25 protein-coding genes and 5 pseudogenes are annotated in these 25633 nt (G+C 52.0%); 15 read left to right on the forward strand and 15 right to left on the reverse strand.

Going from position 1 to position 25633, the window contains the following annotated elements:
* Window positions 1–29: 29 nt before the first annotated feature.
* A complete protein-coding gene (locus BLQ09_RS14475) occupies window positions 30–473 on the reverse strand; it encodes a DNA methylase (RefSeq protein WP_092357512.1) in 444 nt (147 codons plus the stop codon).
* Between the two features lie 410 nt (window positions 474–883).
* Between BLQ09_RS14475 and BLQ09_RS31590 the strand changes: the two genes are divergently transcribed.
* The gene (locus BLQ09_RS31590) at window positions 884–1093 is read left to right on the forward strand and encodes a hypothetical protein (protein ID WP_092357514.1); all 210 of its coding nucleotides are present in this window, start codon (window positions 884–886) and stop codon (window positions 1091–1093) included.
* 33 nt (window positions 1094–1126) lie between these two features.
* Window positions 1127–2008, forward strand: coding sequence for an alpha/beta fold hydrolase (locus BLQ09_RS14485; protein WP_256568786.1), 882 nt, complete (start codon window positions 1127–1129; stop codon window positions 2006–2008).
* Between the two features lie 70 nt (window positions 2009–2078).
* Here the strand turns inward: BLQ09_RS14485 and BLQ09_RS14490 are convergent, their stop codons facing one another.
* The gene (locus BLQ09_RS14490; protein WP_371914517.1) at window positions 2079–2294 is read right to left on the reverse strand and encodes a hypothetical protein; all 216 of its coding nucleotides are present in this window, start codon (window positions 2292–2294) and stop codon (window positions 2079–2081) included.
* A gap of 374 nt (window positions 2295–2668) precedes the next feature.
* Between BLQ09_RS14490 and BLQ09_RS14495 the strand changes: the two genes are divergently transcribed.
* The 5 genes from BLQ09_RS14495 (at window position 2669) to BLQ09_RS31890 (ending at window position 6622) form a co-directional block, all read left to right on the forward strand.
* Entirely contained in the window at window positions 2669–3892 is a 1224-nt protein-coding gene (locus BLQ09_RS14495) for a zinc-dependent alcohol dehydrogenase (RefSeq protein WP_092357520.1), read from the forward strand.
* Between the two features lie 521 nt (window positions 3893–4413).
* Window positions 4414–4824 (forward strand): response regulator, encoded by a 411-nt coding sequence (locus BLQ09_RS14500; RefSeq protein WP_092357522.1) that lies wholly within the window; start codon window positions 4414–4416, stop codon window positions 4822–4824.
* A gap of 319 nt (window positions 4825–5143) precedes the next feature.
* Window positions 5144–5836 carry a DUF421 domain-containing protein gene (locus BLQ09_RS14505; RefSeq protein ID WP_092357524.1) on the forward strand — a complete coding sequence of 231 codons (693 nt, stop codon included), beginning with the start codon at window positions 5144–5146 and terminating at the stop codon, window positions 5834–5836.
* Between the two features lie 370 nt (window positions 5837–6206).
* Window positions 6207–6404, forward strand: coding sequence for a DUF892 family protein (locus BLQ09_RS31885; RefSeq protein WP_371914512.1), 198 nt, complete (start codon window positions 6207–6209; stop codon window positions 6402–6404).
* Between the two features lie 17 nt (window positions 6405–6421).
* A complete protein-coding gene (locus BLQ09_RS31890; protein WP_371914513.1) occupies window positions 6422–6622 on the forward strand; it encodes a DUF892 family protein in 201 nt (66 codons plus the stop codon).
* Window positions 6623–6741: 119 nt separating this feature from the next.
* Here BLQ09_RS31890 and BLQ09_RS14515 read toward each other — a convergent pair whose 3' ends face one another.
* Window positions 6742–7932: a sensor histidine kinase gene (locus BLQ09_RS14515; protein WP_371914514.1), complete on the reverse strand. Its 1191-nt coding sequence runs from the start codon at window positions 7930–7932 to the stop codon at window positions 6742–6744.
* A gap of 15 nt (window positions 7933–7947) precedes the next feature.
* Here BLQ09_RS14515 and BLQ09_RS31595 point away from each other — a divergent pair, with 15 nt between their 5' ends.
* Window positions 7948–8250 (forward strand): response regulator, encoded by a 303-nt coding sequence (locus BLQ09_RS31595; RefSeq protein WP_092357526.1) that lies wholly within the window; start codon window positions 7948–7950, stop codon window positions 8248–8250.
* Between the two features lie 1595 nt (window positions 8251–9845).
* On the opposite strand, the pseudogene BLQ09_RS31895 reads toward BLQ09_RS31595, so the two are convergent.
* From BLQ09_RS31895 to BLQ09_RS14540, 4 genes and pseudogenes are all read right to left on the reverse strand, one after another.
* Window positions 9846–10052: pseudogene (locus BLQ09_RS31895) on the reverse strand (hypothetical protein); the annotation flags it as partial.
* Window positions 10047–10175: pseudogene (locus BLQ09_RS31600) on the reverse strand (pyridine nucleotide-disulfide oxidoreductase); the annotation flags it as partial. The pseudogenes BLQ09_RS31895 and BLQ09_RS31600, both read right to left, overlap by 6 nt.
* A 378-nt stretch (window positions 10176–10553) precedes the next feature.
* Complete coding sequence (locus tag BLQ09_RS14535) at window positions 10554–11771, reverse strand: DUF1444 family protein (protein WP_092357530.1); 1218 nt, start codon at window positions 11769–11771, stop codon at window positions 10554–10556.
* 262 nt (window positions 11772–12033) lie between these two features.
* Entirely contained in the window at window positions 12034–12816 is a 783-nt protein-coding gene (locus BLQ09_RS14540; protein ID WP_092357532.1) for a DUF4253 domain-containing protein, read from the reverse strand.
* Between the two features lie 213 nt (window positions 12817–13029).
* On the opposite strand from BLQ09_RS14540, the gene BLQ09_RS14545 reads away from it, so the two are divergent.
* The gene (locus BLQ09_RS14545; protein WP_092357534.1) at window positions 13030–13266 is read left to right on the forward strand and encodes a hypothetical protein; all 237 of its coding nucleotides are present in this window, start codon (window positions 13030–13032) and stop codon (window positions 13264–13266) included.
* 141 nt (window positions 13267–13407) lie between these two features.
* Window positions 13408–13812, forward strand: coding sequence for a hypothetical protein (locus BLQ09_RS14550; protein WP_256568787.1), 405 nt, complete (start codon window positions 13408–13410; stop codon window positions 13810–13812).
* A 101-nt stretch (window positions 13813–13913) separates the two neighbouring features.
* On the opposite strand, the gene BLQ09_RS14555 is transcribed toward BLQ09_RS14550, so the two are convergent.
* Together BLQ09_RS14555 and BLQ09_RS14560 are read right to left on the reverse strand one after the other, a co-directional pair.
* Window positions 13914–14213, reverse strand: a complete 300-nt coding sequence (locus BLQ09_RS14555) for a hypothetical protein (protein WP_092357538.1) — start codon at window positions 14211–14213, stop codon at window positions 13914–13916.
* A 500-nt stretch (window positions 14214–14713) separates the two neighbouring features.
* Window positions 14714–16130 (reverse strand): annotated as a pseudogene (locus BLQ09_RS14560) (IS1182 family transposase).
* A gap of 540 nt (window positions 16131–16670) precedes the next feature.
* On the opposite strand from BLQ09_RS14560, the gene BLQ09_RS14565 reads away from it, so the two are divergent.
* Window positions 16671–16910 (forward strand): hypothetical protein, encoded by a 240-nt coding sequence (locus BLQ09_RS14565; protein WP_092357540.1) that lies wholly within the window; start codon window positions 16671–16673, stop codon window positions 16908–16910.
* Window positions 16911–17771: 861 nt separating this feature from the next.
* Here the strand turns inward: BLQ09_RS14565 and BLQ09_RS14575 are convergent.
* Window positions 17772–18239, reverse strand: coding sequence for a DUF1203 domain-containing protein (locus BLQ09_RS14575; protein ID WP_092357544.1), 468 nt, complete (start codon window positions 18237–18239; stop codon window positions 17772–17774).
* 398 nt (window positions 18240–18637) lie between these two features.
* Window positions 18638–19258 (reverse strand): hypothetical protein, encoded by a 621-nt coding sequence (locus tag BLQ09_RS14585; RefSeq protein WP_092357548.1) that lies wholly within the window; start codon window positions 19256–19258, stop codon window positions 18638–18640.
* A gap of 473 nt (window positions 19259–19731) precedes the next feature.
* On the opposite strand from BLQ09_RS14585, the gene BLQ09_RS14590 reads away from it, so the two are divergent.
* Window positions 19732–20067, forward strand: coding sequence for a hypothetical protein (locus tag BLQ09_RS14590; RefSeq protein ID WP_092357550.1), 336 nt, complete (start codon window positions 19732–19734; stop codon window positions 20065–20067).
* Between the two features lie 129 nt (window positions 20068–20196).
* Window positions 20197–20598 carry a hypothetical protein gene (locus BLQ09_RS14595; protein WP_092357552.1) on the forward strand — a complete coding sequence of 134 codons (402 nt, stop codon included), beginning with the start codon at window positions 20197–20199 and terminating at the stop codon, window positions 20596–20598.
* Window positions 20599–20751: 153 nt separating this feature from the next.
* Here the strand turns inward: BLQ09_RS14595 and BLQ09_RS14600 are convergent.
* Window positions 20752–21285 (reverse strand): annotated as a pseudogene (locus tag BLQ09_RS14600) (GNAT family N-acetyltransferase); the annotation flags it as partial.
* Window positions 21286–21409: 124 nt separating this feature from the next.
* Here BLQ09_RS14600 and BLQ09_RS14605 point away from each other — a divergent pair.
* Both BLQ09_RS14605 and BLQ09_RS14610 read left to right on the forward strand, forming a co-directional pair.
* Entirely contained in the window at window positions 21410–21886 is a 477-nt protein-coding gene (locus tag BLQ09_RS14605; RefSeq protein WP_092357554.1) for a hypothetical protein, read from the forward strand.
* 127 nt (window positions 21887–22013) lie between these two features.
* Window positions 22014–22484, forward strand: a complete 471-nt coding sequence (locus BLQ09_RS14610; protein ID WP_092357704.1) for an SH3 domain-containing protein — start codon at window positions 22014–22016, stop codon at window positions 22482–22484.
* 789 nt (window positions 22485–23273) lie between these two features.
* On the opposite strand, the gene BLQ09_RS14625 is transcribed toward BLQ09_RS14610, so the two are convergent.
* From BLQ09_RS14625 to BLQ09_RS14640, 3 genes and pseudogenes are all read right to left on the reverse strand, one after another.
* The gene (locus tag BLQ09_RS14625; RefSeq protein ID WP_139202114.1) at window positions 23274–23786 is read right to left on the reverse strand and encodes a hypothetical protein; all 513 of its coding nucleotides are present in this window, start codon (window positions 23784–23786) and stop codon (window positions 23274–23276) included.
* Between the two features lie 252 nt (window positions 23787–24038).
* Window positions 24039–24283 (reverse strand): annotated as a pseudogene (locus BLQ09_RS14630) (transposase); the annotation flags it as partial.
* Window positions 24284–24694: 411 nt separating this feature from the next.
* Entirely contained in the window at window positions 24695–25138 is a 444-nt protein-coding gene (locus BLQ09_RS14640) for a DUF4365 domain-containing protein (RefSeq protein WP_175472314.1), read from the reverse strand.
* Between the last annotated feature and the right edge of the window lie 495 nt (window positions 25139–25633).

Genomic DNA, 25633 nt, shown 5'->3' on the forward strand with positions numbered 1-25633 from the left:
CGCAATTGGGGAGGCAGTATCAGTGAGAGTTAGTTGGAAGTTCCGAAGAGCACCGCAGCCGCTTCCCTCATAAAAATCTCGATGGTTTTCGGCCCTATCCCCTCAAATTCAGATAGCCGCTTTTCGAAGGCCTTACGATCTGCGCTTGCCGCGACGATGTTGCTGACCTTGCCGCGATATTCCGCATTCATCTGGTTGGACAATGCCAATAACCGCGACGCGGTGGTCTCGTCGTAACGGACGTAGTGAGCCTCACCAAGCATCACGACCAACTGGCGATGAGTGCAGCTCGCCAGTTTGTGCGGCGTATCCCGCTGATGTTGCTCGACGATAACCTGATACGCCTTGGCGGCAATCGGCCCCTGGATTCTTTTGCCCATCAGGAAACTGGCGATCAGCCATTTGAACAGACCGGGTTCGTTCGCACTTTGAAGGTTAATTTGTAAGTCATGTGCGCTGATGATTTTGCTCACTGGTTCATCCTTCAGGCGATGGCCTCAATGTAGACCAGGCGCTATCGCGAATGATTCAGCTGAGCAAGGCAGCGAAAAAGGAACCCTTATTAATGCTCGACGCCTAATGGCTGAACCTTACGATTTGAGAAGACGTAATGCATATTTCCGAGACAACTCAAGTCATGGAAGCGCTTTCAGCCGACGAAGCAAATCTGAAGCCTCATGATGGCTGGTCATTGATATCTGTGGTCGTCCCCCCCCCAAATGGTCAGCTCCCCCTTGCTACATTCTTACATTCTCGAGAAATCGAAAACTCGTCCAACCATCTAAAGCCCGATTGATTATGGTGACATCGACCTAGCGATTCACTTCGCTGAACTGTACCGGAGGATAACTTGGCTTATCTGGACTGGATTCAATGGCCAGCGATGGTTGTTACTGTTCTCGCCGCATGGCTAATCGGATCGCAGCGGCCAGGACGGCGGATGATCGGGTTCATATGCTTCAGTGTCAGCAACGTAATGTGGGTGATTTGGGGATTCTACGCAGGCGCGTATGCATTGATAGCATTACAAGTTTGCCTTTTCCTGATGAACCTTCGAGGTCTCAAGAAAAATTCAAGCCCCAAAGAGACATAATCAGCAGGTGGGGCCATTGTTAATCGAAGAGCAGTGGATACCGCCAAGGACATTGAAATGTTCGATAACTTTTCTCTCGAGACCGTAAAACTTCCCGAGGCAACCCTCAGAGTCAGGCATGGTGGGGGCGGCTCACCAGTCTTATTACTCCATGGGCATCCAAGGACTCATGCGACTTGGCATCGCGTTGCTCCACTCTTGGCTAAAACTCATTATGTTGTATGCCCAGACCTTAGAGGCTTTGGCCAGTCATCAAAGCCTGAGGATACGTCCAATCATGCAGGTTCCTCCAAGCGCGCCAAGGCCCGGGACTGCATCGCCCTAATGCAACATCTAGGTTATCAGCGGTTCGCCGTGATTGGCCACGATCGAGGTAGTTACACCGCCTTTCGCACGGCTATGGATCATCCCGAGGCCGTCACACATCTAGGCATATTGGACGGTGTACCGATACTCGAAGCTCTCGAGCGCTGTAACGCCCACTTCGCAACGAAATGGTGGCATTGGTTCTTCTTCGGACAACTCGAAACACCGGAGCAAGCAATCCTGGCCGATCCTGATCGATGGTACGGTGGTAATGCCGAGGCGATGGGTGCAGATGCCTACAGAGACTATCAAGCAGCCATCCATGACCCAGTGACTGTTCATGGCATGGTTGAAGATTATCGAGCAGGCCTTGGAATAGACCGCGCTCACGATGAGGTAGACCGCCGCGAGGGCCGCAGGGTCGAGTGCCCGACAATGATATTATGGTCGCTGCGTGATGACCTTGAGCTTCTGTACGGCGATGTTTTAAGCGTATGGGAACCCTGGACGACACAACAACGTGGTCGGGGGCTCGACTGTGGCCATCACATGGCGGAGGAAGTGCCCGACGAGCTTGCAAGAGAAATAATCGAGTTCCTGCGTGAATAATAAGCTCTCGGGACACTAATTCTGAGTTGCTCCGTGCTACGTAGAGTGAAAGTCATTCGAGCTAAATGTCTTAGGTTGATGATTCGGAAGCATGGAGGTTTTTCCTGAAGCCTCGGGCATTCATTCCCAAAAGTATACATTCGAGCATGATCAGCGCGTAGGCGTCGGCGTGAAGCCCCCAGATCACCCAAAGACCATTACTGACGATAAATCCCCAAAAGGCGATCATTCGTCTATAGGCCCGTTGCGAACCAATGAACCAAGCTGAGGCTACCGTCACCACCATGGCTGGCCATTGCAGATAATCGATGTACTCCAACTTGCCACCTCCTGCCCACAGCGTTTAGAGACAGGCCGATGCTTACCTGTGGATCGAGCTAGGCAATCCCAATGAAGCACCCAGACTGGCCAGATACTCCCCAAACTCTCGACGACATTTGAAATCATTACGGGCGCTGGCGATGACCGGATTCATTAACGTCACCTCCAACTACCGGAGTTACTGACCCCTGCAGTCGACCTACTTCCGCACCAGAGGTTTAAAAAATTACGAGCGTGCCTACGTAAGCGACCGCTAGTCATTTGCGTCTTCATCAGTCTGAACTTACTTTCTTCGATCCTTCTCTTCCACTTACCATCCAGCTGAGTAGGTAAGACATCATGAGAGCACTCACCTATCACGGCGCGCACAGCGTCAAAGTCGACACGGTTCCCGATCCGGTTATCGAGGAAAGTGATGACATCATTCTTCGAGTTACCGCGACGGCGATATGCGGTTCTGACCTGCATCTCTATAGGGGAAAGATTCCCACTGTCGAGCATGGCGATATCTTCGGCCATGAGTTCATGGGGATCGTTGAGGAGGCAGGCTCAGCAGTGACCGCAGTGCAACCGGGCGACCGTGTGGTGATTCCCTTTGTAATCGCCTGCGGCAGTTGTTTCTTCTGCGCGATGGATCTGTTCGCAGCCTGCGAAACAACAAATACGGGGCGTGGAGCGATCATAAATAAAAAGGTGATTCCACCTGGAGCGGCACTATTCGGCTTCAGTCATATGTATGGCGGTGTGCCTGGCGGGCAAGCCGAATACGTGCGAGTACCGAAAGCCAACACCGGGCCGTTCAAAGTGCCGGGAACGCTGTCGGATGAAAAGGTTCTTTTCCTTTCAGACATCCTTCCAACTGCTTATCAGGCTGTAACGAACGCAGGTATTGGTAACGGCTCAAGCATCGCCATCTATGGTGCAGGCCCCGTCGGATTGTTGAGCGCGGCGTGTGCAAGAATGCTCGGCGCCGACCAAATTTTTATGGTCGATCACCATCCTTACCGCTTGGCTTACGCGCAGAAAACATATGGCGTAATTCCGATCAACTTCGATGAAGACGACGATCCCGCAGATACGATCATTCGGCAAACCAAAGGAATGCGGGGAGTTGATGGCGTGGTGGATGCGGTTGGGTTTGAAGCAAAAGGTAGTACGACGGAAACTGTTCTCGCGACACTCAAGCTTGAGGGAAGCAGCGGTAAAGCTTTACGTCAGTGTATCGCTGCAGTCAGACGCGGGGGTGTCGTGAGCGTACCAGGCGTCTATTCTGGATTCATTCATGGCTTTCTTTTCGGTGACGCATTCGACAAGGGGCTGACCTTCAAAATGGGGCAGACCCATGTGCATCGCTTCCTCCCTGAGCTCCTAGGCCACATCGAGACGGGTCGTCTTTCACCGGAAGTTATTATCAGCCATCGCTTGTCATTGGAACAGGCCGCTGAGGGATATAAGATCTTCGATAAGAAAGAAGAGGATTGCCGAAAAGTCATTCTGACACCTGGCGATGGCTACATCGCTTCGCCGGAAACCGATAGCAACGCTACAGTTTTGACTATCTAGATTTATCTGTGTAGAGGACGAGAAGGCTCGGTGTTATACCGAAAACTCTCGTCCTTTTTCATTTGTAGTAGGACTCAGCATTATATAAGTCAGGATGCCTTGCTCCACCCAGGCTCCTCGATCCTTTGTTGCTAGCTATCTCCAATTTGGCTCAGCTGCCCCGGCTACTTTGCGAATGAGTGCTTGTCTGTGTCTCGATGATCCGCTCCATAGTTTCGATAGATACCTCGGGGGGGAAAGGTTCGAAAAAATGCGCACTGCTTGATCAAAATCATGGGATTGCTGAGCAGCATCCGTAGCCCTAGGCGCACAATTGGGTCTGAATTCGTTGCTTACGCAGCCGATTAGAATAATCGAGGCGCCAGGCGCTCCTCCAATACGCTGCGAGGACATCGGGAGGGGCACGACCTGAAGTCTGGTGTTCCGCGCTCTCCAAGCACTTTTAAAGTACGCGAGATTTTCGCTTACACTCATGCAACCGTCTCGTCCGTTCGGTCGGTTCTCTGGTTAAGGGGTATTGCTTGAACGTAAATTGGGAAGGTTTTCTGCCGTTTCGTGGTGAGGTCATCGTCATTGAGGACGACCCAACTCTGCAGTCGCTCATGACCGATATCATGGATGAGATGGGCGCGAAGACTGTCCCGTTCGCTACGGCGGATGATGCGTTGACCTACCTGCTGGGAGCACATGGTGAATGCGCCTTAGTGATTGCCGATTATGGTGTCCCCGGACAAATCCAAGGCATCGAGTTCATAGAGATGGTCACAGGCAGATGGCCTCACATCGGTGCGATACTTACCTCGGGTTATCTGATCGAGAGCACCGAAGTGCCAGCTCAAACTATTTACCTGCACAAACCTTGGTCAATTGATGAATTGGTGACGGCAGTGGCGGAGCTTTTGCAGCCCGATAAACCGATTAGCAAACGCTGAACTAGGCTTCGAAATCGTAAGGCCAGGCAGGACATGGTTGGTGCTCAGCCCGCTAGGTCTGCAACAATACTGCTCATGAAGCCAATTCGGTACTGAAGTCCCTGAGCTTTTTAAATTTTTCCGCGCCCGATGACTCCGTTGACAATGAGCAGACGGAGTAAAAGCAGCGCGTGATATGGCGCTAGCGTTTGATAAAGCCGCTACGCGTCGCAGCCCCACCGCAAAATTAGATTCCCCACTAAATACTCTGGTTCCGGCTTTTGGAAACAAATTTTGAATCGATCCGTCGACTATTCTCACAATAAAAATCGAGGTCAAGATGTCGCCTTTTGATATTCAGCGGATGCTCATAGACGAATTTCCCTTAACGTTTTTGTTGGAGGTGGGTTTCCGGGCCACCTTCGCTTTTCTCGCAGTGTTTCTTTTTTTGAAATCCAGCGGTCGACGAGGGATCAGACAACTTTCACTTTTTGAGCTGGTCGTGATTTTGACATTGGGCTCCGCCGCAGGAGATGTGTCCTTCTACCATGACGTTCCGCTGCTGCCGGTCGCCGTAGTATTTCTCACGCTCCTCCTTCTTTACCGGCTCACCGTCCTGATCATGACTAAGAGCAAAAGATTCGAAGCTTGGATGGACGGGCTTCCGGTAACCGTCATCCGTGACGGTCTCTATGAGCTCAAGTCTTTAGAAACGCTGAACATCTCATCCAACGAATTGTTGATGGAGTTACGACAGCAAGGGGTGGAACATCTCGGCCAAGTGAGGCTCGGTCTCGTTGAGACCGACGGCGACATCAGCCTTTATTTTTTCGAACAGAAAGATTTGCGCCCTGGGCTGTCCGTTCTACCATTAGAGCATCGTGCCGAGTTTGAAACTGCGCCCACAACGGCTCTGTACTGCTGCGTAAATTGCGGTTTCCCTCAGCACGTTGCGCAGGCCCAACGAGCAGATTGTTCTCGTTGCAATCATGGCATTTGGTCAACTGCGCTTACAACACCACGCTGTCGGTGACAATCGTCCAACTCACTCAGACGAAGGGCCTGTTAATCCTTTCATTGGTGACGAAGCGTTGTGGGCGAGCCTCATCCGCTCTTAAACCGCTACGCGCGCATAGGCAATTGTTTCAATTGAACGTGCGAAAACATGTGGCCCGCTAGCTCTAAAAACAACATTCCGACTTAAATATTCTATGCAAAACTGTGATGTTTAAATCACCTATTCACGCTCCTGACCTCATTCGATCTGACGTATCACTCTAGAGCGGGCAAAATTTGAACGCTCTGCTCAGGCCGCTGGTCATTTCTTCTGCAGCCCACTCGCGTAGATATGCATACGAGCCGTCCTGACACCGTGGCGCGTACAGTGGAAAGGAGAAATTCAAATGGCAAGAAAAACTGTTGAAGACCTGTTTATCCATGAACTATCCGATATTTACAGCGCTGAGAAACAAATCACTCGCGCGTCCCCGCACGGCACGTGCTGCGTCCAATCCTCTCTTGGCTGCAGCGTTCAAAGCGCATCCGGAGTAAACCCAAGGCAGATTGAGCGGATAGATCAGCTCGTCGAATTGAGTGTTTAAAAACTCAAACGCCTGAAGTGCGTAGTGATGGAAGGGCTGGTCGAAGAATCCAAAGAGCTCTGGAGGAAATAGAAAAAGGCGACGTTCTTGATGCGGGGCCTATCGGCACCGCACAAAAAGTTGAGCACTACGAGATTGCCAGTTACGGCACCTTGATCGCTATGGCCAAGCATTTGAATCTGGCTCGCTGCCAAACTCCTCGACGAAACTCTTGCTGAAGAGCAGGCTACTGACGACAAATTGTCTAAGTTTGCCGAGCACGGCGGTAACAACCAGCGACGATGGGATCGAAGTAATTCCTCAGCTTCGTCCGGAGACGATATTGCTACGCCGTCGCCTACGTCCCTGTATTTATCATGCCGTTCTGCGGCAGTATCACCTTGAATACGGTTCCCGCCGTGAAGTCCGATCTCACCTCAATTTTCCCACCATGTCCTTTAACGATCTCCGCAGCGATGTAAAGCCCTAGACCAAGGCCTGCGGATGACCCTTTTTCGCCAGCGGCATAACTTGAATAGCGTCCTTCCGGGTTGAACAGGTAAGGCATGGCTTCAGCAGGAATTACCTCACCCTGGTTCTGTATTTCAAAAATTACGGACTCTCCGTTGCTCGAAAGGGCCACGTGAATGGGGTGTTCTTTCGCTCCATGGCAGATCGCGTTACCGATCAAATTCGAAAACACTTGATCCATACGTGATGGATCGAACTGTCCTTCTACTGAATCGCCAAGACTGTAGACAATGAGAGCTTGAGGATGGGCGACTTGCATCTCACTGATCACTAACTGAAATGCCTTGCTCAAGTCTGTTTTTTCAGGGAAGACTGGGATGCCTTTCCCCAGATTGCATCGGGCCAAATCAAGTAGATCGTTGACCATCTGGTTAGCGCGGCGAGCGCTTTTACCTATTTGCTCTACGAGCACCTGCTCGCGCTTAGGCAGCGTTTCGTTTTCGCGAATGAGGTCGCTTGCCATCAATACGGCTCCCAGCGGCGAGCGTAAGTCGTGGCCTAGGACACCGAGCACTGTTTTCCTTGTCGTCTCCACGGCGTGACCATAGGTTGTTACTGATTCCGCAAGTGCTTGGTCTATCGCCTCGTTGAATCGAATCATGTCCTGTACGTTATGATTCTGATCCGAGGAATCGTGATTCAACCACAGCCTGAGGACGCTGGATCGAAGAGCTCGATATTCAGAAACCAGCTGATCAAGTGAAAAACCGGCTACCAGCCGCGTAATGGCATGAGTCTCCGCAGGTGTGGCGTGGTCGCTATGTGGGCACAGTCCATGAGATTTTGCGATCTGCTGCTCTTCGTCTTGATTCGCACGCATGTCTTTTGCGACTGTCAGTAGGAAGTGGTGCGCGTGGTTTCGTAGACGCTTTGCATCCATAATAGGCAGCGAGGTATCAACACACCTTGCAAAGTCTTCCCAAGCTTGGAGGATTGACTCCATGTTTTGTTGAATGAAATCGTGAAGTCTCACAATGGCGTCCCTGAGCAGTGCGAATTTAAAAAATCCGCTGCGCATGTTCTCTAGATTGGTATGGCCAGCCAATCAACGCAGTGGATGTCGTTCTCCATGCCTTTTGTCAGAAAGATGAAACGCTCGCAGGAGACTCATCGACTGATCTATGACCTTATACACGAGCGCAGTATGGCTTTTAGTGTACCCGTTGTAGAAGATGATGAAATCGTGCGCCCGCTCATGGTTGAAGCGCTTTTACTTCAGGAGCTGGATGCGATTGAGTGCTCCAACAGTGAGGAAGCGTTCAAGGTGCTTGAGGCGAATCGGAGCATATCGCTCGTGGTAACGGATGTTCGGATGCCAGTAGCATCAATGGGCTAGCATTAAGCAACTTAACCTGGACTCGATGGCCTGACCTTACAGTTGTGATCGTGTCCGGTAATACGGTGCTGCCCACCTGGATTCTTGCCAGCCAATGCGAGGTTCTTACCTAAACCAGTTTTGGATACTTTACATAGAACCGTCCAGGATCTGCTCGGGCTCAGATAACGAGCCTTTCCATTCCCACAATGTCGATTGCCACGATCAGCTCGTCACCATCTTGGGCAGTAGCCGAGATCGTGCTGCTCCAATCTTCGCTGCAGTCCTCGCTGGTCTGTGCCAAAACCCTAGGCGTTCCCTTCGTCAATTTGAAGCAGGTGGCTTCTCCAGGCCCCATATCTGCAACGGGCTTTCTGTCGACGGGACTCTAGTCGGGCATACGTTCTCCCCTCGGCTGTCAGTGAAGGGTAGTTAATACCCTGCATTTGCACGCAGAGGCTCGTCACAGCTTTATACGTCGAAAGCTATTTCGCATCGGCACGCATGCGAAGGACAGAGGATTAAAGTGGAGCGATAGCTGAATGCTACGTAGCAGTAAGACAGTCGCCTTCTTGTGGACGACCATCCAGGGCTGGAAGAGGATCAATGTTAATTCCCGGCAGGATGGAGGCCCATGCTTCATACGCTTGCTTATGACGGGATAAAGCTTCTTCCCAACGCTTACCCGTTACCTCACGCGCGACGACGAGCATCATGAGATGATTTGTAGTCGCGTCGAGATTAATTAGGTGGTGATGGGCGTCGAATCGGAAATCATCTGTTGAGGGCATGACATCACACTATGCGGTGGGGAGTGCCAAAGAGCTTGACTTTCCGAGCGCCATCATTATGACATTGCGCAGAGTCACTTGTGCCACCGCCCAGACGACCGGTTGCTTCGTTAGCTGACTGACGATCTATCTCGTTCGGAAGCAATAAGCTTTTCTGTAAGTGGTGATGATTCTGATTGCGCCTCAATCAACGACGTTAGCAGTAGAGCGCTCCCCTTTATTGTTATTGCACTTAGGTGGGCGGAGTAAGCATGCAGCTCAAACGAAACCACGCTGATGCCAGTACGAGCGCGGATCGAAAAGCACGATCAGATCCAGTCCCAAGCGACGAGGCGCGCGCACCCACTCCAAGCCGTGAGCGCCGTGCACTGATTGCACTGGCTGGTCGGCTGCACCGATTGACTATTGAGGGGTATTTATATTCAAGCGACATTCGTGTCGGATTTGCGACCATATAAAATGCTCCCCCTTGAAACTGTTTTTCAAAACCGGAGATGTATATTTTGAATTCAAAAGAAAAGCAGCGGTGCCTGGGCCTCTCCTTTTTTCCTTGTAGGAATTAGGAAGGTTTGCTGACTGCTTGTTTTATGTAATCCCTTCTATCTATAGTTTTTTTGGCTCACTCTCAAGCGGATAACATCGCTTAGCGTTGCCCTTCGCGTCTTGTAACCTGCTCGTCAATTTGGGGCCGTAGGCCCCGGCTCGTTTTTGCCAACAAAAGCCGAGTATTTGGGTTTACTTTTTGTGGTTTGTACGAGATTTGGTGTGATCAGAGATCAAGAAAATCCAGCGAATCAGCAAGAGGTATAGTTCCGTCTAACCAACCTAGGCTCCACCGGGCTTCCCTCGGCTCACGGATGCAAACATGCCGGCGATGATCCTGGCGTCGAGTAAGGCGTGGTGAGGTAGCTCTTCACCCTCGCTAGCTGGAGTGAGTGTCGTTGCGTCAGTAGGGAAATTACGAACGATTACGGGCCATCGCCCGGCGTCATAGACCAGATCGCAAAAAAGCTCCAAGTCATACTCGGGAGCATACCGCGTTAGCACGCCGCGTTCGCGAGCCTCCTTTACTGGTGGCACCATCACAATGTCGCCCAGCCCTCCGACGGGCTGTTGAGACTCCATCCCATCTTGTTGCGCCTTCAATCTAGCTGTCTAGCTGTGGCCCGTTCGAACAGATGCGGCCATCGGACTGCACTGAGTAACCGACGCAAGCGGAGCGCGCAGGCTGGCACAGCCGAAGGCGTGAAGGATGGACGCCCGCAGGGCCGAGATACGGCGGGACGCGGGAGCTCGGTTCACGACAGCCTGCCCGCGCATAGCGGCTCGCCAACTGAAGTAAGTCAGTCAGATCTTGCGGCCCGACTCAGTAACGCTAGAGAAGCCACCAACCCCACATCGGTAAACTCCCAAACTTTCCCACGAGGATAAGCAATCAAAATGGGGGAGTGTATCGTAATGATAAATTGCGACTGCTGCTTTGCCAGCTCAGCGATACCTCCATTGCAGTGCGCCAGAGTAGTAGAGCACTGATCACAAGGTAGTCAGGCGATTAAGCTGCTCAACCGAAGGAAATCCCAGTGTCCGATAGCGACGTGGATAGCCCGCTTCTGTAGCCAGCAGATCGCCAAGCTCGGATTCAAGTTCACTCCAGGAGACGGTTTTGACTGTCGCGTCCCCACCCTCAACAGGTTCAACCAAAGCGACGCGATCTGTCTTGGGCAACAGCGTCAGCACACCTTTTGTCCAGGCGCTCATCGATACCGTTTGGTTTGGTTGGTCAGCCATTTGGAAGAGGTTGAAGGAGGCGACGAAGATGTCGATGCCCTTTTCCAGATTGAGCTTGTCGAGCAACTCTTTCTGATTGGCATAATTACTCTGCAGCAGCAAATGCTCCAGTGTAACCAACCGACTGCTGACCCCTTCATCATCACAGTTAAACGGTATGATATCGCGACCTTCGTAGGTGTAAATATCGGTAGAGACAGCACGCCCCCTTTCAAGAGCCTGGAAAGCAAGCTCTACCATATGACGAATTCCCTGTTCGTCCTTGTCTCCAGTGACCATCAGGACGTCTCGACTGGGCACCATGAACACTGGCTGACCTTTAACTGGCACGCGCTGAAGGACATCTGGCAACAACACCCTGCTGGTGTCGTACCCATCCGCCCACTCCCCAGCGTATAGGCCTGGAATAATCTCCCCGAAGGCTTCGTTTGTCGTATCACGCAGGTTCTCGATGGAGATCTTTACCGCCTCTTCCATCGTCACACCCCAATGTGCTTCGGGGCCATTGGTAAGGGTGGCAGTGGACTCGGGTGAATCGACAGCAAGCAGAATAACGCAGTCTCGGCCCAAAGGCTGTGAAACATAATCGTACTGCTTGTCGCCGTTCTTACGGGCGTGTTCCAGTCGAATTTCTTCAAGCATGGCAAGGTTGCGAATCACCGGACGCAGCTGTGCTTTGACATTATCAAACACAGTCTCGGTTTTTCTACCCGCCTCTAACAGCGTCGATACATATCCGGTCAGAACGGCGGATTTCTGAGCTTTGTCTGCATTTTGATAGTCGCGAAAGGCATTATGGAGATTGAAGTACGATCCATCCCCATGGCGGATGCGGAACTCGTTCTTCTCAAAATTCAGATTCTCGCTGAAGCCAGCTTTACGAGTCGAATCCATAAATTTTTTGGCAAATGCTTCATCAGTTAGCGGTCGATTGAAGAATTTGTCGAGCAAGGAAAAAAGCATGTACAGAATCCTTTTTGTCAGCAGGCAGTTGTAAACAGCGGGAAATGGGCAGGCTTAAACTTGTTCAGAGCTTCGGACGGCTGCTCTCCATATCGAAAGCTATCAGACGACATTGAGGTTACGTAGCGGAAAACGAGCAGCGCCAATCATGTGCCTGATTGTAGTTGATGTGTGGATACTGCCCTCCTACGAGGCGGCAAAAAGCTCCAGACCTCTCACAAGCTTTGTTAACTATTCAGCCGGACTTTGGATGCGACGAAGCTCACTCCACGTAACGGAGCCAAAGATACGTCCGACCGGAGATCGCCTGCGCAACTTTGGAAACACGTCCCTGTAGGTTTTCATCGCGAGTGTTATAGAGCGCACAGAAGTCTTTGGCTACGACGTTAGCAAGTGATGTATCAGGCGGTTCAGCACGAATGAAGCCTATGTAAGAAGCACCTACGCCCATCAACTCATAGCCATGCGCTTCTGAAAAATGACGCGCAACGGCAAAGTTTTTCGCGGGATCCAGATCCGAAGTGAAATAGCCATTCGGAAAAGCCGCGAGTGCCTGGCAGAACTGCTGAACGGGTACCAGGAGCGCTGAAAGCGGCTGCTCTAGAAGAGAGATAGGGTTGTTTTGGTAACCGATCCACTCCTGGAGGGCCCGCTCATCTAGCGTCAAACCATGAGCGCAAGCGTCTTCGAAAGACGTGGCTGCAACCAGGTTCATGAAATTGCGAAGACAGATTGCAAACTCCGCTTTCGTAGTCGGATAACCTATGTATTCACCATTCTCAAAGCACTCTGGAGGCAAGCCCGCTATGTCCTGCCCCGATGCATCGTCCATCCCTAAATTATTGCGCACATGTCCCGAGGTGTAGCGGGCTTGGTGCAGATCATCGAGCGAGAACAGAGGTTTAAAGCCTGGATGCGCCTCAGCAATCTTACGACGAGCTTCGGTCAGATCGTCAAAGCTGGTAATCCCGCTCACGCCGTACTCATCGCATGTACCTACAGACGGATTATCACGCTTGCCGTTACCGCGAAATTCGATATCCATAAACCGTGGCCTGCTCCATTTTGGTACTGAATTGAGTGAGTAATCCTAAGCGTTTCAGGATCATCATTGAAGGTCTGCCGCCAAGCGACAATAAGTCTTCCTGCCACCACATAGCAGCGCGCTACGCTAACTTTGACGTTCGCACTTCGAGGTAATGTTGATGTCCGAAACTGGCCTACCATGCAATTTCTAATCGACTCAGGGAAGAAACTGATGACTACAGATCCGTTATGTCTAGTCTTTGTGCCGGCTCTGGCGGCAGTGCTGCAAGCCGCCGAGGATAAAAAGGGCCAGCCGCTTACCGAGATTGAGGTGTGTGAAATCCGAGACAGATCCACCTGCATTGCTTTGCCTTTTAGCGCAGCCTTGGCAGCGGAAGAAGATCGTGGTTATCCAGACATCGTCGCGGAGGACTGCTGGAATGAATGGCAACGTCTACGCTCCCAGTGATTTGCGCCTGTACCAAAACAATGCAGCCCTTCTGTGATCAGACAATCATCCGACTGTAAGCAACCGTTGCTCTCTGTCGGCCACGAGACGCTGGTAGCATACCGAGTACCTCCCTATCTGCCAAAAGTGAGTCACCCCCTCATGAACGAAGGTTGGCAAAACGACGACTATTTCATCATCTTCACGGAGGGTGAGAGCTTAGCTGCCATGAAGGCCTACGGATTTGATCATCATCTTCCGGGGTACACGCTATTAGGTCTAAGAGGATGGGACGACTTTATCGTCATCAACTCTTCCGGAGTAATGTTTACCATTCCGACGCTGCCACTCGATGCGTCCTATGCCGCGCCGTTTGCCCTTCCCCAGCAGATTTCCCTTGAGCCGGACGAGCGTTTCGCTGGCAAGATCAAGTGGTATACGAAGCCCTTAGTCTTTGGGGGCGACCCGGCGGACAAAACAAATTTCGCATGGATCACTCACGAGCAACATGCTCAACTTGTCATCTGGTGGAACGAACAATACAGGAGCGCCAAAACACAGAAGTAGTGCAATTGCTCATAAAGCCGAAATCGCAACACATCCTCACGTGGCGTACTGAGGCACTCACGACTAGCCGATACCTTATTTTTTACAAGCGCTGATGGGTGCTATCGATGAGTGTCCGTCTCCTCAGCCGGATAAAACTCGCCTTCCTTACCCATCTTTTCCAGCCGTTCGCGCACTATCAACTCGACGTTGGCCACAGCAGCGTGATCGCCAGGGTTGACCACCTTCACGCAAAGACGTCTGACATTCTGATCGTGGGTGCCCTCGCTCATCATCTCGTGGGTGAAGACCTGTTCGCCACGCCATAGGCATAGCTGGGTATGAGTCCCGCCGAGCCATATCTCGTTGATTGATCTCAGGTCAGTGTTCGCCAGGTGATCGACGGTGATTGTCTTATCCATTGCACTGTCCCTTACCCGTGAGTAGACACAGGTAGACTTACAGGCATAGCGGGTCGTTCCAAGTGTCTGCAGCTCAACCGCGCCAATGGTGGAAAGTACGCCCCGGATCAACGTCCAACAATTGACGGCGCAAGTACGAACAGACAAGGGGAATTCCATAACTGACCCGCCTGGTTTCACATGCAGATGGCCGCGCTTGGATAAACCTTAACCCACCCTCCCCTGTCCAATAGTGCCAGCTCAATAATCAGCACAGCACGGAAGAAAAGCACTGGCTTCAGACGCATTCCGACACAGTTCACGATGGCGTGCTGCCTATGGAACGACTGACAGCTATCGGCCCAGAGTGTGTAAAAACGCTCATGGGCATCATTTTTTGGAGTATCGACGTTCGTTGGCTGAGCGATCGCATGGTCAGCGTCACGGCTTGCATCGGTAACGACCTGGAGTACGCCAACGCTGTTTTACAGCCTCTTGGATGGGCCAAAACCGGCGTTTTTTTAGCTCGACAGCGCCTTCATCAAACCGTTGGCACCGATGACTTTCATGACCCGTTTCAAGTTGTAGGCGAGCACATTCAAGCTCATCTCGGCGCTCACCCCTGCGAGCTTTCGGGTCAGGAAGTGCGTCGCCCCCATCCATTGTTTGAGCGTCCCGAAGGGATGCTCAACAGTTCGTTTTCGGACTCGCATCATCTCCGGCGCGTTGCGCAACCGGTTCTGCATTTCTTCCAGTACCGCTTCATGTTCCCAGCGCCGAACTCGTCGTTCCGTGCTCGGTGTGCACTGCGATTTCAAGGCTCAGCCCTGGCATTTCGAACTCCAGTAACGGTGCAGCTTCAGGCCTTTTTCAACGTTGGTATAGCGCCAAATGAGCGCTTCTCCAGCCGGACAAATATATTCGTTCTTGGCCGTGTCATAGATGAAGGCATCGTTATTGAAGCGCCCGTCAGCCTTGGCTCCAGAGGTCATCGGCTTGGGCACAAAAGCGGTGATGTCTGTATCATGACAAGCGAGGATTTCTTCGCTTTTAAAGTAACCTCGGTCAGCCACTACCGACAGCGTTTCTAGCGCCATCGCGTCGCGGGCCTGCTTGGCCATCGAGCTAAGTTGATCACGATCGGAACCGACGTTGGTCACCTCATGTGCAACGATCAAATGGTGCTGCGTATCGACCGCTGTCTGGACGTTGTAACCGACGATACCGATGCCGCGCGTCATCATGGAGCGGGCGTCTGGATCGGTCAGTGAAACCTGTTTATCCGGCGATTCGTTGAGCTGGATTTCAATCGCTTGAAGCTCTTTCATTTGCGTTTTCAGCTTGGCGATTTTCTCTTCCAGCCGCACGGCTTTTGGCTTGGAAGCTGTGGGTTCTTGCTGATCGGCAGTATCGAGCGCCGTCAGGTAACGGTTGATGCTCGATTCAATTTCTTCCATTCGCCGCTTCAGTTTGGCGCTGGTGAAATTGCGGTCGCGATTGTTGACTGCCTTGAATTTGCTGCCGTCGATGGCGACCAGATTTTCTCCGAACAGTCCCAACTGCTGACACAGTACAACGAACTGGCGACAGACGCCTCGGATGGCCTTGCTGTTGTCTTTTCGGAAGTTGGCAATGGTCTTGAAGTCTGGCATCAAACGCCCGGTCAACCACATGAGCTCGACGTTGCGTTGAGCTTCTCGCTCCAAACGTCGGCTCGAGATAGCCGTAGATATAGATCTTTAGCAAGATCGCGGGGTGGTAAGCAGGCCGGCCAGTATCGGCTGGAATGGCACCTTCAAAACCCAGATTGACTAGGTTGAGTTCGTCGACGAAAACGTCGACTACACGCACCGGATTGGTATCGCTGACGTAATCGTCGAGGCTCTCGGGGAGCAAGGTGCTTTGACCGCGATATACGCCTTGAATGAAGCGCTTCATCGGCAACTTCTGCGTTAAAATCCCCAGCGATCATACACGCGATGACAATTATGAAAGCCCCGAGAATGACTAAGACACACGCCCCTCACCGGGCTCAAAAGCTCGTGGAACTTGGCTGGACTGTTAAACATGAATTCAAGGCTGACAACGAAACGTACGAGTGGTATCTGGAATGGGAGCACGTTGAAGAGCCTCCATTGCTTTCCTCGCAAGATAATTGGGATAAACCCAGCCACTACCGCCCTTGTGACTGATTCAATATGGCAGATTTAACGTTGCAGATCTAAGCACGATAGATGCGTTTTTACACAGTCTCGGCCAATAGCTGCCGGAGTCAGCCGTTGCTTAGCTGCATGATGTGAGTCGCATGGGCGTCTTCAGTTCGAAAGCAGCAGCCCGTGATTGAGGAATCAAGCTAGGCTTAAGCAAGCCTCGCTATGAAGGATGAAAGTCCTCGAAATAGGAGTTTCCACCGGCGAAACGTTAAAGGAAAGAAAATAGCCAGCGCTCCTATCACCATCAGAACTTCAGGAATAACCGATGCAACATCTGATCCTTCATTTCACTCATTCCATCGAGGACATTGTCCCGTGGTGCAACGTTATTGAAGAACTCAAGCCACAGCTTGCTCGGAGTGGCGTAGGTCAATTCGATAGCGATGACATGGCAATCGATGGCGGCGACTGTGAGGCTATATTTCGAGGCTTGGATGCAAAACAGCTATTGGCCGTCATCCTTCCGCATATCCAAAACCTGGATTTTCTACAAGCCAACAACTAAAGTGGAGCTTATCTTCGGAGAGCTTGGCAGTTCTTCTGAGCGGCAAATTTTCAGCTTAGCTGACACTAAGTGGGTACCGTCTGCTTAGGGTCGAAATTCGTCAATCGCGAAGCGAAGCTATTGGCCGGGAGCTGCGGTACGCAACTGAAAGCTCCGGCCCAAAAAAGCGGCTCCGAATCGCCGAATGAAGGCTAAGAAACCTGATCACCTATCACTATGATGGGTGCTCCGAAGGTTACATCAGATAGCCGAGTAGCCTCAGCTAATGCCCGTAAAGGGGCAGGCAAATCGAAAAGTGTCAGTGGATTCAGTGGGCGGCATTGCAGCTCATACCCCCTCAAGGCCTGGCGTGAATCGCGATGACCGTCTGACCAGTCGTACGCGAAGAACCCACGTTTGGCAAATTCAACGAAAGCGTTTACGCCAGCCCTGGCAGTGACCCGATCTACATCGGACACCTCCGGCAATGAAAGGACAAATTCTTCGGAGTTTTCGACGGAGGGCATTGCGGAATCAGGAACCGGCCCCGGCCCCCCCGTAGTGAAGAGCGCAACCTGCCCGACGGCGTCGGTGGCGACCCATCCAACATCAAAGTCCTGGAGAACGAAGGGAGCCAACATTTGCACCTACTTTATAAAAAGGGACGAGTTGATTTCCTAACTCTACTTGCCAGCCCAGAGTGTGTAAAAGCGCGTCGGCAAACTCTTAAAGCGGGAAGAAATTCGACGAGTTCATTGCCCCAGCTTTAAACATCCGGTTCTGGCCGATTACTGCCCGCTACGACAGGCAGAAATCGGCCAATAGCGGAAAGTTGGTGACCAGAAAAGTCGAAAGAGGAACGAGCCACCGAGACTGCGGCGACTACGCCCTATCTATTCGCCCGGAGTAGCAACCCTGCTTGGCATTGTGAACGTGAATGTAACTAACCTCTGGATCAGCAAACATCCGAGTAACAACAAGTTCTATCGCTATTCCATCTACGACGTCGGCATTGAGCATCATCCCATCATCAGTGAATGCACGAAGTGATAGCAGACGGATTCGCATAGACTTGGGTATCTGATCGACTGCGTCATAAGCTTGCGTAGCCCACTCCCTTATGAAGATCGCATGTGAGGCACGGTATGGCGTCTCGGCTGGCTGAGAGAGATGGTTGAGTAAAAGCACACTCTGACCTAGCTCTGCATCTTTTATTTCGATACGGTCAGGAAAGCCTGGGTTGCTGTCGACCATGTAACGCTTTATCCCGAGAGATGCTAGCTCTTGGTCGGGCAATCCAAACAGTGACTGGAATGGCTCGGGGGAAAGGCCAGTTGTACGAAACGCCATGGTTAAACTCCTATTAGTTGGAGTCGTATCAGGCTGGAATTCGTCCAGCACTTACTATCCGTTTCTTGCTGCCTTATTCAAGCTGACCGAGACCGACTGCTTAGGGTCGAAAGCGCGCAGTCGTATGCAAACGCAGACATGCCCTTTCGAGCAGTCAAATTGAGTTGAACAGACCGAGATATGAAATGGTTGCGGTGCTCTCTGGTAAGCGCCCCAGCGGCTCTATATCGGTAGTGGTCGAACGTCGGTCGCCCCAGATGGCATTCGAAACCAGCCTCTTCAAGGGCGGCTTTCGCGAGCCGAGCCGCCGGGGGGTCTCGGCCCTTCGGGCACTCATCCTTCACACCTACGGGCTTCGGCATGCGCGCACCGCTTGCGATGGAACGCGCCAGTCATCGTTAATCTGTAACCTGCGGGCAAGGGTTAAAAACCTCGGTTACGTCGAGTGTTGTATGCCACGGGATGGCAGTGCCTGACACCATTCCGCCTACGGTTTGCTTTCGACCCGACTTGCGCACATATCCGCCATCCGTCCCAGTGAAGACGTGCTGCCCTGGCTTCGTCAGATAATCAAAGAAACTGACTTTCACAGGCACATTCATTTGCCCACCCGGCGTAATGACGGCGAGCATGATCGCTCGGTCTTTGGTGAATACAACGAACGGTTCGACTCCAGTGCGACCACCAACTGTCTTCACGCACTGCACTTGTTCTGGGAGGATGCGTGCGGTTTCAGTGTAGGTGTGGTTGTTGTAGAGGCTGAGGATCAGGCCTTTGCTGGTCAACACTCCCAGGCCTTGAGCGGCCCTGCAGCTGCCTTCGCTTCCATATGGGAACAAGCACCAGTTAGTTTCCGATACGGCTTGAATATCCGATGGTGCAATTTCCAGATCGCGCTGGATTTGGGCTTTTGATTCCGGCGTGTCGTAAGGGATCATGACGCATCCACCGACTGTCACTGCTGCGATCAGGCCTATGGCCGCAGCTACGTTTTGAACTGATGATTTGAAGGTGTTCATTGTTCGCTCTCCTTGCTGTATTACCACCACTGGAAGGCTGTGGCGATTTTGGTAGCGAACCTTACGGCATGGGCGAAAAGCAGTCATCCTCGTGCTGATAACTGGATCGGTAGATGACTTGATTGGACGCTTTCGGTCGAAGTATTTCGGACAAACTGGAAGTTGGAATCTCGACAAAATGGATCGCCGGGAGCAAGCCGGTGAGCTTTGCATTGGAGGACTTCCAAAACGCATTGGAGCAGTTCACTCAGTTGTCGAAGACGAAGCCAGACAACTTGCGATGACACCTTAAGCCCCCAATAGCCTAGCTTACGTTGCATCATTTTTATCGCTATCAGGCCCACTACCACGTTGAAATGTTGTGACCACGCAGCACGAATTCACAGTGGCCATACATGCTCCCAGAGGACACGCTGGAGCCGCGATCCTAGTAGAATTCGTCGAGCTGATTACCGCCCACTTTGAGATGTTCTATGAGCTCTGAATTAACTGAAGAAGAAATGCGTCGTGCCCTATTCGGTACGCCTCAGCCCGAAGAGCAGATATCTGCTCCTCTAGTAAATGAGCCTGAGGAAGAAGTTGTGCTCGCGAAACCCGTTGTCGCTCCAGCAGCCAAGAAGAAGGTGGCGAAAGCATTTACGCCCAGGCTGCGGGTCACGCTTCGGGTTGGGAACGAGTTTGAGGGGAAAATGAAGGAGTTGATTCACGAGGCTGATACGTTGAGCTCGTTGCTTGCGGAGCAGGAGGCCGTGAGGGCTGCAAGGAAGAGGTACAAATATGTGGAGGTGGCCTCGGTTAAGTCGATGTAGAAAGGGCTGCTGGCTTATGAGGTAGAACGTTGACGAGCGTCTGGCGAACGCACTTTCGCCATTAGGCATTAATGTCCACGTTGGTTGATCCCGCTATCATAGGGTCACTTCACCAGAGCAGGCCAAGCTATGCCAAGGTTGTCATTCGCCATCCGAGCTTTGTTTGCCTTTTGCCTTTTGATCGCGACCGCCAATCACATCCGAGCAGACTTTCAGCATGGGTTGTTCTGGGACTACGGCTACGGTGACAGCGCCTACTGGGCTAGCCGCGTGTTCTGGGCGGCACTGACTATTTTTGACCCGCTGGCGGTACTACTCCTTTTCAAAAAGCCACGGATGGGAATAGTCCTCACCGCAGCAATTATTTTGGCTGACGTAGCCCATAACACCTATTACGTCGCACTGAAACAGCAGTGGCTGGAGTCGTTCTATCTGTCGCAGGTAGCGTTTCTTATTGCGGTGCTTCTGCTCTCACCTATTGCTTGGAGACGCACCATTCGCCGCGTATCAATAGCAAGTCCGGTTCGATAGTAAAGCACTCCAATGATGATGCCCTCAATGAGCCAGACGATAGGGATGACGGCCTTCTATGGCCTGTTCCCATCCGGAATAGGTGGATCCTGCGGCGAGGCGTGGATGAGCCTCGGCCGAAAATAGCCGTTACACGAGCTCCATCGCGGCGGCTCAATCCGGCTCCAACCGACGCTCCCGTGCCGGCATATCTCGACTATCCGCCAAGCGATATAGCGCTTGGACGTGAGATGTCGCAAGCCCCGTGCGCTGCAAGTTACGGCGACTTTGCGAACTGGGAAGCGCAGTTGCGGCAATCACCAAGCTGCCGTAATTCTTTGCTTGCTCTATGCGGTGAGATATCAAAGCTCCATGATAGCCCAAGCCTCGTGCATCTTTTCGGGTGGCAGCCGTCCCGAGGTAGGCGACTCCATTGTTGGCCAGATACATCAATGCTCCTGCAACTACATGTCCATCAGTTTTGAGGACGTAGATTTTCAGACGATCATTTGACAGTAACCCTGCAAAAGAGGCTTGGCTCAACTGACGATGCTCTGGCTTGGTATGGAATCCACTCGCATGAACAGCTGCGAACTCAGGAACAGTGTGTGAGGTGGCCTCTTCGATCTCAAACGAGTTGTGGCTCAAAACCACGTCCTTGATGGCGCACGCAAGTTGCAGGTGCGTCCAACCTCTCAGGCGTTCTAGGATTTACACCTACATCAATGGCTCAGCCCGTGCGCAAGGCTACCTGGTCACTATTAAGGTGACGACTACACCGGGGCGTTGTCTCCGGGCAATCAGGTAGCGCAAATGCGCAGAGGTATGTCAAATGACGCAACCGCTCTTCGATTTCGACCTCCAACGCGTTTCTCGCCGGCACTACATAACTGGCAAGGCCGCAATCAATTTCCCCTTACCAGGGTGTATCACTGGTGGTTGGCATTTCCTGTCTTACTTCGACCAAGATTCGGGCGTTACCAAGGTGTCGCTTGCAGGAATTCACTACCCAGATACCGATGCGATTTTCGGTGATACGGGTATCGTTGATATCACCGAGCAGATGAGAGAGCGTGGCTGGCCCGTAGAGGACAAAAGGCTTTTTATGGCTGATCACTACAGAGCTGCTGCGGATATGATCATGAAATGGGCGTTGAGCGATTCAAGGCACTGCAGCGTAGAAGTCGCGGAATGGTTCCCTTCCCCTGAGGCGAGGAGTCGGTTCCTTGAGATGCTGGGTCTTGGCAGGCCGCAGCTTTCTGAACTGCACAGGCTGCAAAAAGTGGAGTCTTGGCTAAGCTCGCAATAGGTGATGACGTCAGGTTGGTCAGGAAAACAGCCGTTGTAATACGTGACGAATGAGAGCAATGGATATGCGCAAGAAGTCCCAGTCATGGTTTGTCCCGCTCCTGATTCTTTTTGCCGTTCTGTGGGCAATGGGGAAGAAAGACACTCCACCTGCCCCAGTACAACCAAGCGCCTTAAGCACGCCAAGTACGCTAGGGTCGATTTCGCCGACTCCGTCCTCAGCTCCGGCCCCCGTCTCTGCGACTGAGCATTTTGTGAGTGCTGATAACCTCAATGTACGGGATCAACCAAGCGGAAAGGTCATCTCAAAACTGAAGCGCGGGGAGAAGGTTCAAGTTTTTGAGACCCGAAAGGATTGGGCGCGGATCAGCATTGATGGTCAACCTTCAAAGTGGCTTTCGTCCAAAAGCCTATGCAGCGGCTCAGACTGCCATGTCGTTTCGAAGCCAAGACCACCGGCTCAGCCGAAACAGCCTGCTCGCCAACAGACTCCAGCTTACGGTTCATCCTGTGCATGTTCCTCTGGGAACGTGTGTATCGGGCCTCGCGGTGGTCGATACTGCATTACCTCTGGCGGTAACAAGCGGTACGGTGTTTGAGCGATTATCTGATGACGTCTTGCCGGGGATTACACTCTCGCAGGCGCTTTAGCCGGAAACGAGCCGATCTCTTGACGAGGTTTCGTTGCAGATGGATATGTATTGGCTATGAATCCGAAACCACCTGACACTGGTTTGCTTTTGCTCCTGACGTGGTTAACCGGTACGGTCTTCCAGATCTACATGCCGAATATTTTCCAGACATCGCTGGATTCGACATCCCAGCACCACCACCGCCAGTGAGAGGCGTGAGTCGCCCCTCCAATTCGCCGGCAGGTGGGTACGTCTATGCCATTCGATCTAAGCTGGGTTTCAAGATCTGCAAAACAATTCACGTGAGAGCTCGTACCCGGCTCTTCGAAGTCAAGCTCCCCTTTCCCATACCGTGGTCAATGGCTCGTGGAGCGAGCTGAGGAAGGGCTACCTATCCGTCATCAGCCCACATCAGCGTTTGTTGCGGCGTAAATGTCGTCAAAAAAGTTGGCAATCATGAGAACGTTGAGCCTGTTCAACAGCTTCGGATTGAGACTGGCTTTGCCTGTTTCAAATTCGTGAAATAGAGCTGATGCGGTGCTGCCAGGTTGGTCGGCATCACAGCACGTGCGCCAACACATTTACCTCTCATGCGCCTTGATGAGCGGAGGTTGAGGCGACCAGGGCTGGTGTCAAGGAACTCCGCTATGTGGAAGGCGTCTCGGTCAAATCGATGTAGCAGACAGAACGGCCTGCTCGTCTATCTAGTCTGAGTCAATCAATGAGGATCCACCTTCCATTGTGTTGCGCACTATTCTATTGGGGTGTTCGCGTTTCCTCGTCGCCTTCGGTGGTGGGCTCCTCCTTGTAACGCAATCTCGGAGATTTATATCCTGTCCACATGTTATCTAGGCCCCTTACAGTGACATAAATGGCGCCGCCCACAGCAAGAGCTCCTCCTAAGCCAGTTTCATTTAAGTGCGAGACTAAGGCATAGGTGAGGCCGATGGAGAACGAGACTTCTATTAATCCATAGTAAAATTTGTTTTTTTCTCTAAAAACATAGAGCGCTAGTCCTATTAGCACTGTGGCAGTCGTGACATACCATGCATAATCGGAGACTGCCTTAAAATACATCGATAGATCTTGGGTGAAAGTAAACTTTACCGCTTCTTGAAACATCCAGGCAGCTAAAGCCAATAAAAAGGGGGCTTTAATATATTGCCAGCGCCGTAGGTCGGTCTCTAAGCCGACAGGGTCTGTCTTGGATCGGTCAATAAGTTGCTGAAATACTCTGGCTCTGGCTAATCGAAGGCTTTTTCTGCTCAATTTCAGTATCCGTCTGAGATTTTTGGGGCAAATTAAATGCCAAAAAAGCATCTCACAATTCTTGGGCTGACTGCTAGCCAAGTATGCTCTTTCCTGGCTTCAAGCCTTGAAGAATGACAGGTCGGTTGGTTGTTCTGCCTCTAGACCGGCTGTACTTTCCTGTTCCAGCCGAGGCTGCCAGCACATGGAGCCAACCACTGGCGTAGCTGTGGGTGAGTGGCCAACGCCTCAGGCTCAACTAGGCGCATGCCTGTAAGCTCGTGATCTTCCGACATCAAGAGCGCGGTAGCCTTTTCTAATATCGATTTTTCCCGTTCAAGGCGGGCGATCCGGGCTTCCAGCTCCTAGATTTTCTGCTGTTCCGGGGTCAGTGCTTTGCTCTGCGGAGTGACGCCTTGGCGCTCCCGCTGAACCTGATGAACCCAGCGGCGCAGGGCCGACTCGCCGACGCCGAGTTAACGGCTGGCTTCGATGTCGCTGTAGTTTTGCTTGAGCACGAGGTCAGCAGCCTCGCGTTAGAATTCAGCAAAAAAGGAACGGCGTTGTTTGGTCGTCTGACACCTCGATCTGGCGAGCATTCTCGCCTAAGCCTAAATGGGTGCCCGGCTTCATTAGACCACTACACGGCTACAAGCGCAGAAGTGCGGAGGCGTGGCGGATGGATCTTCGACAGCCCGGCGAATTCACTAATGACCTGTTTGCGCATTCGCAGCCCGTAATGGCGGACGAGTTGATAGGTGTGCTGGATGAGATCAATGGCCGCTGGTGAAAGGGAGTCCTCCGAGTAGCCTGCGTGCCAGCATCGCCTAGTTAGGCAATGCGGAGAGAATCGATGAGTTAGACCTACACGAGAAGTTGATCATCTCTGGGTAGTGAAAGCCAGATAGCAGACTGGCCACCCGATTGGCTTAAGGGCGTCCCTGTATCGAAGACCTCAGGTACGCGACGAATCCGGCCCAGTTATGAGCCTCATATTTCTGCAGCATTTGTTTAGGAAGCTTAATTTGAGAAATCGTCCAGCCAATGCACTCTCGCCATTCAGGCTCATCAAGAATCTGCCGCCCTGTGAAATATCGAACCTCGTCCTCAATGGTATTGTAGATCAAAAAAATACGGTCAAGATTTTTACTCACAGCAGATCGGCTAAGACCTCGCGGATTGTTCCAGTTTTCGCCACTCTTGATCTGAACTTCGAAGTAGCGACCTTGGTGTCCAACGATTCCGTCAATCCCCTTGTCGTCGACCAGCGAGGGGAACACGTCAAACCCTTCGCCGAGCAAGTATCCCCAGATGGCGAATTCATTCCGTTTACCGATTGCGAGCTTGTTTTTTATTTCTATTTTCAACGTCATGTTGTTTACCGCACCTATCCAGTGGAAATGAACGCTCTCACCGCCAAACCTGAGTGATACGGAGGTGGAGCATTAATTTAAAATGAAGGGCGGAAGGAATAATAGGGTATCGCTCAACCTCCTTGTCCGCCCAGCCGCTGCGCTTTTCTGCATTCCCGTACGTCGCTGCAGATATTAGATTGTGACGAGCGAAGGCCCTAGCTAGCGTCCTTTAACTACTTTACGTTTGATCCCATCAGAAGGGGGCGCAGGACGTGGAGTCACAACGTTCCAATAGGCCTGATCCCCTTTGATATAACGGCTCGCCTTCTCCGACGCCGGTACCTTTTCGCCCCAGGAAACATACCAGTAGCACTAGGTGACGGCCCGAGTGATGGCGAAGTAGGCTGTTTGCAGCGCCTCCTGCTGCTGTGCTCGGTCGTAACCGCAGGGCTCGCCCGGAATCGCCATACCGGCCTGCGCATAGAAATCGTTTCTCGAACGCGATGATGTGGT

The sequence above is a fragment of the Pseudomonas sp. NFACC25 genome (genome assembly GCF_900100935.1).
GTDB lineage: Bacteria > Pseudomonadota > Gammaproteobacteria > Pseudomonadales > Pseudomonadaceae > Aquipseudomonas > Aquipseudomonas marginalis.

Excerpts from the sequence above, each read along its gene's own strand:
- BLQ09_RS31590 (WP_092357514.1), top strand. The coding sequence starts at position 884 with ATGGTTGTTACTGTTCTCGCCGCATGGCTAATCGGATCGCAGCGGCCA.
- BLQ09_RS14490 (WP_371914517.1), bottom strand. The coding sequence starts at position 2,294 with ATGGTGGTGACGGTAGCCTCAGCTTGGTTCATTGGTTCGCAACGGGCC.
- BLQ09_RS14495 (WP_092357520.1), top strand. The coding sequence starts at position 2,669 with ATGAGAGCACTCACCTATCACGGCGCGCACAGCGTCAAAGTCGACACG.
- BLQ09_RS14505 (WP_092357524.1), top strand. The coding sequence starts at position 5,144 with ATGTCGCCTTTTGATATTCAGCGGATGCTCATAGACGAATTTCCCTTA.
- BLQ09_RS31885 (WP_371914512.1), top strand. The coding sequence starts at position 6,207 with ATGGCAAGAAAAACTGTTGAAGACCTGTTTATCCATGAACTATCCGAT.
- BLQ09_RS14515 (WP_371914514.1), bottom strand. The coding sequence starts at position 7,932 with ATGCGCAGCGGATTTTTTAAATTCGCACTGCTCAGGGACGCCATTGTG.
- BLQ09_RS31595 (WP_092357526.1), top strand. The coding sequence starts at position 7,948 with ATGGCCAGCCAATCAACGCAGTGGATGTCGTTCTCCATGCCTTTTGTC.
- BLQ09_RS14535 (WP_092357530.1), bottom strand. The coding sequence starts at position 11,771 with ATGCTTTTTTCCTTGCTCGACAAATTCTTCAATCGACCGCTAACTGAT.
- BLQ09_RS14540 (WP_092357532.1), bottom strand. The coding sequence starts at position 12,816 with ATGGATATCGAATTTCGCGGTAACGGCAAGCGTGATAATCCGTCTGTA.
- BLQ09_RS14545 (WP_092357534.1), top strand. The coding sequence starts at position 13,030 with ATGACTACAGATCCGTTATGTCTAGTCTTTGTGCCGGCTCTGGCGGCA.
- BLQ09_RS14550 (WP_256568787.1), top strand. The coding sequence starts at position 13,408 with ATGAACGAAGGTTGGCAAAACGACGACTATTTCATCATCTTCACGGAG.
- BLQ09_RS14555 (WP_092357538.1), bottom strand. The coding sequence starts at position 14,213 with ATGGATAAGACAATCACCGTCGATCACCTGGCGAACACTGACCTGAGA.
- BLQ09_RS14565 (WP_092357540.1), top strand. The coding sequence starts at position 16,671 with ATGCAACATCTGATCCTTCATTTCACTCATTCCATCGAGGACATTGTC.
- BLQ09_RS14575 (WP_092357544.1), bottom strand. The coding sequence starts at position 18,239 with ATGGCGTTTCGTACAACTGGCCTTTCCCCCGAGCCATTCCAGTCACTG.
- BLQ09_RS14585 (WP_092357548.1), bottom strand. The coding sequence starts at position 19,258 with ATGAACACCTTCAAATCATCAGTTCAAAACGTAGCTGCGGCCATAGGC.
- BLQ09_RS14590 (WP_092357550.1), top strand. The coding sequence starts at position 19,732 with ATGAGCTCTGAATTAACTGAAGAAGAAATGCGTCGTGCCCTATTCGGT.
- BLQ09_RS14595 (WP_092357552.1), top strand. The coding sequence starts at position 20,197 with ATGCCAAGGTTGTCATTCGCCATCCGAGCTTTGTTTGCCTTTTGCCTT.
- BLQ09_RS14605 (WP_092357554.1), top strand. The coding sequence starts at position 21,410 with ATGACGCAACCGCTCTTCGATTTCGACCTCCAACGCGTTTCTCGCCGG.
- BLQ09_RS14610 (WP_092357704.1), top strand. The coding sequence starts at position 22,014 with ATGGGGAAGAAAGACACTCCACCTGCCCCAGTACAACCAAGCGCCTTA.
- BLQ09_RS14640 (WP_175472314.1), bottom strand. The coding sequence starts at position 25,138 with ATGACGTTGAAAATAGAAATAAAAAACAAGCTCGCAATCGGTAAACGG.